At 40.1% G+C, this 8,832-nt stretch carries 8 protein-coding genes; 5 read left to right on the forward strand and 3 right to left on the reverse strand.

The features are described from left to right. Positions 1–23 precede the first annotated feature (23 nt). Positions 24–374: a zinc ribbon domain-containing protein YjdM gene (locus tag P20480_RS04720; protein ID WP_008131588.1), complete on the reverse strand. Its 351-nt coding sequence runs from the start codon at positions 372–374 to the stop codon at positions 24–26. A gap of 317 nt (positions 375–691) precedes the next feature. Here P20480_RS04720 and P20480_RS04715 point away from each other — a divergent pair, with 317 nt between their 5' ends. Genes P20480_RS04715 through P20480_RS04705 form a run of 3 tightly spaced genes read left to right on the forward strand, consistent with a single transcriptional unit; the run spans position 692 to position 3,730 of the window. Next, a complete protein-coding gene (locus tag P20480_RS04715; protein WP_008131591.1) occupies positions 692–2,086 on the forward strand; it encodes a RimK family protein in 1,395 nt (464 codons plus the stop codon). A gap of 4 nt (positions 2,087–2,090) precedes the next feature. Then, positions 2,091–3,200, forward strand: coding sequence for a GNAT family N-acetyltransferase/peptidase C39 family protein (locus tag P20480_RS04710; protein WP_008131593.1), 1,110 nt, complete (start codon positions 2,091–2,093; stop codon positions 3,198–3,200). Between the two features lie 17 nt (positions 3,201–3,217). Further along, the gene (locus P20480_RS04705; RefSeq protein WP_008131595.1) at positions 3,218–3,730 is read left to right on the forward strand and encodes an MgtC/SapB family protein; all 513 of its coding nucleotides are present in this window, start codon (positions 3,218–3,220) and stop codon (positions 3,728–3,730) included. A 36-nt stretch (positions 3,731–3,766) separates the two neighbouring features. On the opposite strand, the gene P20480_RS04700 is transcribed toward P20480_RS04705, so the two are convergent. Beyond that, positions 3,767–4,777, reverse strand: a complete 1,011-nt coding sequence (locus P20480_RS04700; RefSeq protein WP_008131596.1) for a GlxA family transcriptional regulator — start codon at positions 4,775–4,777, stop codon at positions 3,767–3,769. A gap of 124 nt (positions 4,778–4,901) precedes the next feature. On the opposite strand from P20480_RS04700, the gene P20480_RS04695 reads away from it, so the two are divergent. Then, positions 4,902–6,809, forward strand: a complete 1,908-nt coding sequence (locus P20480_RS04695; RefSeq protein ID WP_008131598.1) for a beta-ketoacyl synthase — start codon at positions 4,902–4,904, stop codon at positions 6,807–6,809. A gap of 155 nt (positions 6,810–6,964) precedes the next feature. Next, a complete protein-coding gene (locus P20480_RS04690) occupies positions 6,965–8,014 on the forward strand; it encodes an energy transducer TonB (RefSeq protein WP_008131600.1) in 1,050 nt (349 codons plus the stop codon). A gap of 41 nt (positions 8,015–8,055) precedes the next feature. On the opposite strand, the gene P20480_RS04685 is transcribed toward P20480_RS04690, so the two are convergent. Beyond that, on the reverse strand, positions 8,056–8,472 hold the full coding sequence (locus P20480_RS04685) for an MgtC/SapB family protein (protein ID WP_006794759.1): 417 nt from the start codon (positions 8,470–8,472) through the stop codon (positions 8,056–8,058). Between the last annotated feature and the right edge of the window lie 360 nt (positions 8,473–8,832).

Raw genomic sequence — 8,832 nt, forward strand, 5'->3', positions numbered from 1 at the left:
GACATGCAGGATGGCTTCGCCATTTATCCGACCGACGAGTTAGCTTTTTTCACAAACTTCGCTGTTACCATCATTTCGCCAATACCATCTACTTTACAATCTAGCTCGTGATCTTTTTTATCAAGCACACGCCTAACAATCGCTTTTGTGCCAATTTTAATAACTTGTGAGCTGCCTTTTATTTTTAGATCTTTGGCTATGGTCACTTTATCGCCATCATTAAGCAGGGTGCCGTTGGCATCTTTAACTAAAATTGCGTCTTCATCGCCTGTGTTATTTGGGTTCCATTCATAGGCGCATTCAGGGCAAATAAGCAGTTGCTGGTCTTCGTAAACATATTCAGATTGGCACTGTGGGCAGGCTGGGTGTGACATTTATAACGCTCATAAAATAGTAATTTTGCGTATTTTAATCTGCATTAATAGGAAAATATAGTTAATCAATATTTTTTATCTTTACGCTAAAAATATCTCGTTTGTGTGGTTTTCAAAAAGGGCATATAAAGCTGATGTCGCCTAAGCAATTTAGGCGCTAACACTTACAGTAGGTATTTGTTAAAGCACCCATCGGATTAAGTGATACGCGCAATGCACACTTAGTACGATGGGTGTTTCTATTTATAGTGCGATAATTTAAAGATCGCACGCATTTATAATTGGCTTACTACCGATTGGTATAACTAGGAAAAGTCGTGTTTAAAACCTTAATAGTGGTTGATAACAACGAGCAAACACTTGCTCAATCTTTCGAAAATGTGATTACGTTTAATAGTTACTTACGTGATTACCCAAAACATAATGAACCTAAAACCCGCATTATTAATTTATGCGACTCAAGCCAATACTTGAGTAAGGGTTACTATTGCTCATTGCTTGCTGAGGCCCGCAAACACCAGGTGTTACCCAGTGTTAAAACAATAAACGCGCTTCGAGGCGGACAAGCTCCTATGTTAAACGTTGGGCAAATTGATGGCGAAATTTACTTTGGTAATGCTTTAAACGAGCTACAAAGCAAAGCGGCTAAATCGGTATTTAAGCAATACCCAGCGCCTATTTTATATGTAGATGAACAAGGCTTGTTACAGCAAGGTTCGCTTAGCACTTTAAACGACGAGCAATACAGCAATTTTGTAGCGAAACTAAATACGTTTACTCAAACCCAATGGCGCATTGGTACTGTGCAGCGCCGTTTTAGATGGGATATGGCAATCCTTGTTGATCATAACGAAAAAGTACCACCGAGCGATAAAGATGCCATAGCCCGCTTTATAAAAGCAGCGGCTAAACATGGTATTAATGCTCAAGCATTAAGCTTTGAAGAAATAGACAACATTGCCCAGTTTGATGCGTTATTTATTCGCCAAACTACAGCAATTGACCACCCAACGTATCGCCTTGCAAGCAAAGCACAAAGCCTAGGTTTAGTAGTTATTGACGATGCTGAATCTATTTTACGTTGTTGTAATAAAGTGTATTTACACGATGCGTTTAATTATCAAAAAGTGCCGAGCTTAAAAACGGTGGTAGTGGCTGATCAAGCAGCGCAAACGCTTGAGCAATTAGAAGAGGCTTTTACCTATCCGCTGGTTTTAAAAATGCCTGAAGGGTCGTTTTCTAAAGGGGTGTTTAAAGTTGCAAATCGCAGTGAGCTTGAAGCTAAATTAACCGAGCTGTTTGAATATAGCGCATTGGTACTTGCACAAGAATACATGTACACAGAATACGATTGGCGAGTGGGTGTATTAAATGGCCGCGCTATTTATGCGTGTCGCTACTTAATGGCGCGTAATCATTGGCAAATTTATAATCATGATGCTAAACGGTTTTTCTCTGGTGGCTTTGAAACGTTACCTACCTTTGAGTTACCAAAAGCCGTGTTAGATGCTGCTTTAAAAGCATGTAAAACTGTGGGCAAAGGCTTATATGGCGTAGATGTTAAAGAACATCAAGGCAAAGCATATGTGCTTGAAGTAAATGACAATCCAAGTATTGATCACAAAGTAGAAGATGGCTATTTGGGCGACGAGCTATACATGATCATTATGGACGAATTTAAACAACGTTTAGAAGCGCGAGGCCGTGGGTAATAACATGCGTAACCTTGTTATTCGACAGGCACTTAGCAGTGATTTAAACGCATTGATTGACGTTGAAAATACTTGCTTTAATAACGATAAATTGAGCCCGCGTAGCTTAAAGCGCTGGTTAAATGCTAAGCACGGTATTTTGCTCGTTGCCAATAATGGCGAGCAAGTATGCGGCTATGGGCTGGTGTGGTGCCATAAAGGCACACGTTTAGCACGTTTATATTCGCTTGCTGTACTACCCACAATGCAAGGTAAAGGCATTGCCAAAATGCTATTAGCTGCGCTTGAAAAACAAACCAGCGAGCGTGGGCGACTTTACTTACGATTAGAAGTGGCGGTAAATAACGAAAGTGCGATAGGGCTCTACAAAAGCTTGGGTTACAGAGTGTTTGGTCAATATAGTGATTATTATGACGATCACAGTGATGCACTGCGAATGCAAAAAAATATTCGCCAAACGAGTGAGCTAAAAGTAGCGCGGTTAACGCCGTGGTACCAACAAACTACCGAGTTTACCTGTGGGCCTGCGGCGTTATTAATGGCAATGGGGGCACTTAAGCCAACAACTAAGCTTAGCCAATCACATGAGCTGGCTCTTTGGCGCGAAAGCACCACCATTTTTATGACATCGGGCCACGGTGGTTGCCATCCATTTGGTTTAGCGCTGGCGGCTAATAAACGCGGCTTTAAAAGCGAGGTAATGGTAAATACCACAGAGCCGTTGTTTTTAGATGGTGTACGCAGTGAAAACAAAAAAGTGGTGCTTTCAACAGTACACCAACAATTTGTAGAGGGTATAGCGCAGGCAAATATACCACTTAGCTATAAAGATGTAGAGCTTGAGCATATTGAACAGTGGTTAAGTCAAGGCTTTAGTGTGCTGTTACTAATTAGCACATACCGGTTTGATGGTAAAAAATCACCTCATTGGGTGTGCGTTACCCACCTTGATGAGCACTGCGTGTATGTTCATGACCCGTTTTGCGAGCCAGGAAGCGACAAACAACTCGCTATAGATTGCCAGTACGTACCTATAGCGCGCAGTGATTTTAGTAAAATGTCAGCATTTGGTAGCCAACGTTTAAGAACCGCAGTGGCCATTGCAAATAATTAATAGGTTTATAAAAAAGAGTGACTTTTTTAGATTTAATTGATGTAGCCCCTTATTCGTGGGCGGCCATTGGTACCGCCGCTTTTTGCGGTGCCATAATTGGGTTAGAACGGCAATTGCGCGGTAAACCTGTGGGTATTCGTACCTCAGCTTTAATCACGCTGGGCACGTATTTGTTTTTATCAACTGCGTTTAACTTACAAGGTGATGTGATTGATCATTCTCGTGTAGTGGGGCAAATAATTACAGGTATTGGCTTTTTAGGCGCTGGCGTTATGCTTGCAAAAGACGGCGCTGTAGTAGGGGTGACCTCTGCTGCAACCATTTGGGTGCTTGCCTCAATTGGGGTAATGATAGCCACCGACAATTTAGGTGCTGCCATTAAAATTTCGGTGCTGGTGGTTGGTATTTTATACGGTGTAGATGTACTGGAGGCAAAATTTAAAAGCCTAAGCAAAGGCGTACACACTAAAGTAAAAAATTATCAAAAACGTTACTACCGAAAAGACTTTAACGACACAGAAAGCCACTGATTTAACGCCACTAATTTAGTGGCGTTATTATTTGTATTAGCCAAATAGTTTTCTTCGTACTACTTTTCTGTACTCGCTTGGCGTTTGGCTAAGCACTTTTTTAAACACGCGGGTTAAATGACCTTGGTCGTTATAGCCGACCTCAAGTGCTACTTCTTGAATCGTTAAATTAGATGAAGCTAATAGCTCTTTAGCGCCTTCTACCCGTAATTGTTGCCAATATTCTATAGGGCTTTGATTAGTCGCAAGCTTAAAGCGGCGGGTAAATGTGCGATAACTCAAACTAAATTGGGCGGCTACTTCTTGTAAGTTTAACTCGCTGGCTAAATTAGTTTTAAGCCAAAACTGAATTTGCGCTATAAGTTCATCTGGATGGCGGTCAACCGCGCCTTCAAGATAGCGCTGATCTTCGTATGGTTTACGTACTTCGTGCGAAAAGTTACGCTCTACATGTTGCGCAGCTGCTTTGCCATAGTATTGGCTAATAATATGAACGATCACATCGGCAAGGGCATTTAAACTTGCCACCGTATACATGCGCTCTGACTGGGTGATAAAAAAGTCGGGCTTTAAGCGCACTAACGGGTAGTCGTTGCTAAATTGTTTGGCGTAATGCCAGTGGGTTGTTGCGGGGTGCCCATCCAGTAAGCCCGCTTCTGCAACTAGGCAATTACCCGTACCTACACCAATTATATGACTGCCGGTTTCAAAGCTTTCTTGTAGCCATTCAACCACTTCTTTATTAGTACGAACGACAGGGCGAGGGTTTCGCCAAATCCCAGGCACAATAATTAGGTCGTTGTAGGGCGCGTTATGTGTGGTGCAGTCGGGAACTATGGCAAGCCCAGTGCGGTTTTGTATTGGCTCATTATTTTTAGCAATCAAATTTATACTAAGAGGTCTAAAATCCGTGTGGCTTAAATGGCCTTTTGCATAAGCCTCACCCGCTCTTAGCATTTCAATAGGCAGTGTTAAACTGGTAATAAGTAAATGCGGGTACACTGCTATGGCAATATTTAACGCTGGGTTTACTGATTTTTTATGCATGTGAATGCTCCGACCAGTACTTTTTGGCCTTTAATGCTGAATATTTGGCTATTAAAGCACAAAGCGCTGTGATTAATCCAATTAAACTGTTGGCTTCTCCTATAACACGTTTTAAAGGTTAATTATGACAGCATTACCCGTAATAGTAGGCATGGGTGGTATTAACGCCGCTGGCCGTACTTCTTTTCATCAAGGTTACCGCCGTATCGTGTTAGACGCATTAAACGCACAAGCTCGTAGTGAAACATTTTTAGGCCTCGCCACATTAATGAACTTAGTACGCGTTGTTGATGGTCAATTACAAGACACAAACGGTAATAATGTTGAGCAAAGCGACATAGAAGCACGCTTTGGTGAGCAAATTATTGCTGGGACGCTTATTCGTAAAATTGAAAAAGAACATTTTGATGCAGATGCCACGCCTTGGCAGCAAAAAATGACATTAAAGACATCTGATGAAAACGCGATTGTATTTGAAACTCGCGCACGCGATTTACCAAGTCCAGTACCTGCAAGTTGGAAAGTACAAGAGCTTGAAGGTAAAAAGGTAAAAGTGACTATAGCGGCAGAGCTAGACGTAAAGCTTGATTCTACACGTGATAACCCAATTAAATCGGCGGGGCAGTTTCCTACCGGGTTTGATCCATCAATTATGTATAACAGCCGTTATCAGCCACGCGGTTTGCAAGCCACCATATTTGCTGCAAACGATGCGATTAAATCAACAGGCCTTGATTGGCAACGCATAATGAATAGCGTAGAGCCAGATAAAATTGGTACTTATTCAGCCTCGGTTATTGGCCAAATGGACGACAAAGGATTAGGCGGTTTAGTTAAAGCACGCCAGCAAGGCGATCGTGTTAGTACAAAGCAATTAGCACTTGGCTTAAACACGATGTCGACTGATTTTATAAACGCCTACGTTACAGGTAATGTAGGTACTACGTTTTCTACCTCGGGTGCATGTGCCACATTTTTATATAACTTACGCGCTGCAGTAAACGATATTCAAGCAGGGCGCACCCGTGTTGCGGTGGTAGCAAGTGTTGAATGCGCTATTACGCCTGAAGTGGTAGAAGGCTTTGGTAATATGAGCGCCCTTGCAAATGTTGAAGGCCTGCGCCGTTTAGATAACTTAAGTAGTGAACAAGAGCCCGATTACCGTAAAAGCAGCCGCCCATTTGGCGAAAACTGTGGTTTTACATTAGGTGAAGGCGCACAAGTCACTATTTTAATGGATGATGCATTAGCACTTGAGCTTGGTGCAGATATTATGGGCTCAGTACCTGATGTATTTGTAAATGCCGATGGCATTAAAAAATCAATCACCTCACCGGGTCCGGGTAACTACATTACAATGGCTAAATCTGCGGCATTGGCAACAAGCTTATTGGGTAAAGAGGCGCTACAAAAGCGTAGCTTTATTTTAGCGCATGGTTCTAGCACGCCGCAAAATAGAGTAACAGAATCTCTTATTTACCATAAAGTGGCACAAACCTTTGCCATTGATAGCTGGAAAGTAACGGCGCCAAAAGCTTATGTAGGGCATACAATTGCCCCCGCAAGTGGCGATCAACTTGCTATTGCGCTGGGGGTATTTAGCCATAATATTATGCCGGGTATTACTACCATAGATAAAGTGGCCGACGATGTTTATGCAGATCACTTAGATATACGTAACAGCCATTACGACTGTGGCGACATGGACATCGCCTTTATAAACTCAAAAGGTTTTGGCGGTAATAACGCCACAGCTACAGTACTTAGCGCTAAAGTAACACTACAAATGCTTGCTAAGCGCCATGGTGATAAAGCGATGAGTGATTACGCTTATAAAAATACATCCGTTGTTGCTTTGCAAAATACCTATAAAGCGCAAGCTGACCTTGGTAAGTACGAATTAGTATATCGTTTTGGTGATGGCGCCATTGACGATAACGACATTGTAATTGGCGAAGACGGAATAGAGCTTCCTGGTTTTGATAAAGCAATTTCGTTTAATACAACCCACTCCTATCAAGATATGTTTTAAGCACACATACTTGAAACCCAAGGCGCTTAATAAAGCGCCTTTTTTATATTTATTAGCCTATAGTTAAATTTTGGTTAGTTATAAATATAAGCTTGCATCTTTTTATAATGTTTGTTTCTATAATAGCTACTTTGCGTTCTAGGATGGATAATCAAATGAAAAAACTCTCTATAGCTCTTTCTATATTACCTGCGTTAACTTGTGTGCCAGTAATGGCAGATTTTGTGCCAGCTGAAGTTGTTAAGGACAACTACAATAAACAAACAAATACATCTTCTCGTGTGTCACGCTTTGAAGGCTTAAATTTAAGTAGTTATGTTGTGAATGAAAGCGGTCAGGTTAGTGATATAGAAATTGTTGCATCTATCGGGCAAGACAAATACAAAAGAGAAGTTGTTGAGTATGTGTCAAAACTAAATTACAAGAGTGCTCAGGTCGATGGTAAAGCTGTGCCTAGTGCCAAGCTTATTACAGTGACTTCTCAAAACCTGCACTTGGGGTACACTAACGACAAAGCAACGCATGGCTTTTTTAATGATTATGAAACGGCAAGTAATCTAATTAATGAAAAAAAATTAGACGAAGCGCAAAGTAAAATAATAGAGCTAGAACGCGACCATGCTAAAAATACTGTTGAAATAGTATTACTTTCATGGCTAAAAAGTCAGCATAGCTACTTTACCCAAGATTGGATTGGCTTTGATAAACATATTAATAATGCATTTTTATTTAGAGATAATTTACCAGATCAGATTAAAGTGCGAGTGGTAAAAAATGCTTTGCAATGGTTTATATCTAAACAGGACTACGTGCGCGCTTATGATGCAATTGATGCCCTAGGAAATATTAAAGCCTTTGTTTTTACAGATGAAAACAAGCAGCAGTTGCTAGCTCAAGTTAATGATATTTATAAAAATTCAGGCGATATAAACCAACAAATAGCTATTGAGACAGATCAAGCTGTTATGCCTTTACTGTCTAAAAGTGAGGTTGTGCTTGAGTCAACAATGCCACTTAGCAAGGTTCAACTGCGCTGTGAAAATAAAGTGGTAAATTACAACACAAGCGCTATTGATAAAATTGTCATTTCTAAATATGATTTACGTTGCGGGTTATTAATTAAAAGTGCGCAAGCACAAACAGTAACGCTAAAACAAAGTGGAAATGTCTTTTTTGTAAAGACCAAAAAAATTATTTTTATTTAAAACCCCATATATAACGATGGGGTTTTTACTTTTAAGCTATATTACTTCAATTTTTTTACATACCTGAGCGTTATAAAGTTAATAATAGCTAGCAAAATGGCTACTTCATATCGGTTATTTGCTACAGCAATACCAATTAATCCCATATTCCATATGCTCGCTGCTGTCGCAGTACCTGATGTTGACTGGTTATTTTTCAAAATTGCGCCACCACCAATAAAACCAATACCTGTTATTATTCCTTGTAACATTTTAGATTGTGCTTCAGATGAGTCTAGTACCGACATGGCTATAAGTGCATACCCACACGATGCAACTGCTACTAACGGAAATGTTCTTAGTCCAGCGCCGTCTTTACTTCGCTCTCTATCGTAGGCCATTGGCAGGGCTAGGGCGTAGGCAATACCTAAATGAATTAAGTTATCTAAGATTTCATTCCACTGTAAATCAAATTCCATAGCGATTCTCTATTAAAAAACTTAACTTACAAAAGCAATTGCTGCGCCAAATATAAAAGCATTTAAAATCAATGTATTGTTTTTTATTTTAGGTTGATTTAGAGCATATTTAGTAAAATGTACACATTGGTTTATCACTTTTACTTAATGTGTTTACAGGTGTATTTAAATTGGTTTTACAACTTTTTACAGTCTTAATTTTATAAACGTATAGTATATATACATGTTTTTAGAGGAGGGGATTATGAAGCTATTACTAACATTATTAATAACTGTGTACTTAAGTGGTTGCACGGTGGCTGGAGTTTTAATAGATGGCCATGCTCAAAACAATAATACATTAAATCAAAATATGAATAG

Source organism: Pseudoalteromonas sp. BSi20480 (genome assembly GCF_000241365.1).
Classification (GTDB): Bacteria; Pseudomonadota; Gammaproteobacteria; order Enterobacterales; family Alteromonadaceae; genus Pseudoalteromonas; species Pseudoalteromonas marina.

Excerpts from the sequence above, each read along its gene's own strand:
- P20480_RS04720 (WP_008131588.1), bottom strand. The coding sequence starts at position 374 with ATGTCACACCCAGCCTGCCCACAGTGCCAATCTGAATATGTTTACGAA.
- P20480_RS04710 (WP_008131593.1), top strand. The coding sequence starts at position 2,091 with ATGCGTAACCTTGTTATTCGACAGGCACTTAGCAGTGATTTAAACGCA.
- P20480_RS04700 (WP_008131596.1), bottom strand. The coding sequence starts at position 4,777 with ATGCATAAAAAATCAGTAAACCCAGCGTTAAATATTGCCATAGCAGTG.
- P20480_RS04695 (WP_008131598.1), top strand. The coding sequence starts at position 4,902 with ATGACAGCATTACCCGTAATAGTAGGCATGGGTGGTATTAACGCCGCT.
- P20480_RS04690 (WP_008131600.1), top strand. The coding sequence starts at position 6,965 with ATGAAAAAACTCTCTATAGCTCTTTCTATATTACCTGCGTTAACTTGT.
- P20480_RS04685 (WP_006794759.1), bottom strand. The coding sequence starts at position 8,472 with ATGGAATTTGATTTACAGTGGAATGAAATCTTAGATAACTTAATTCAT.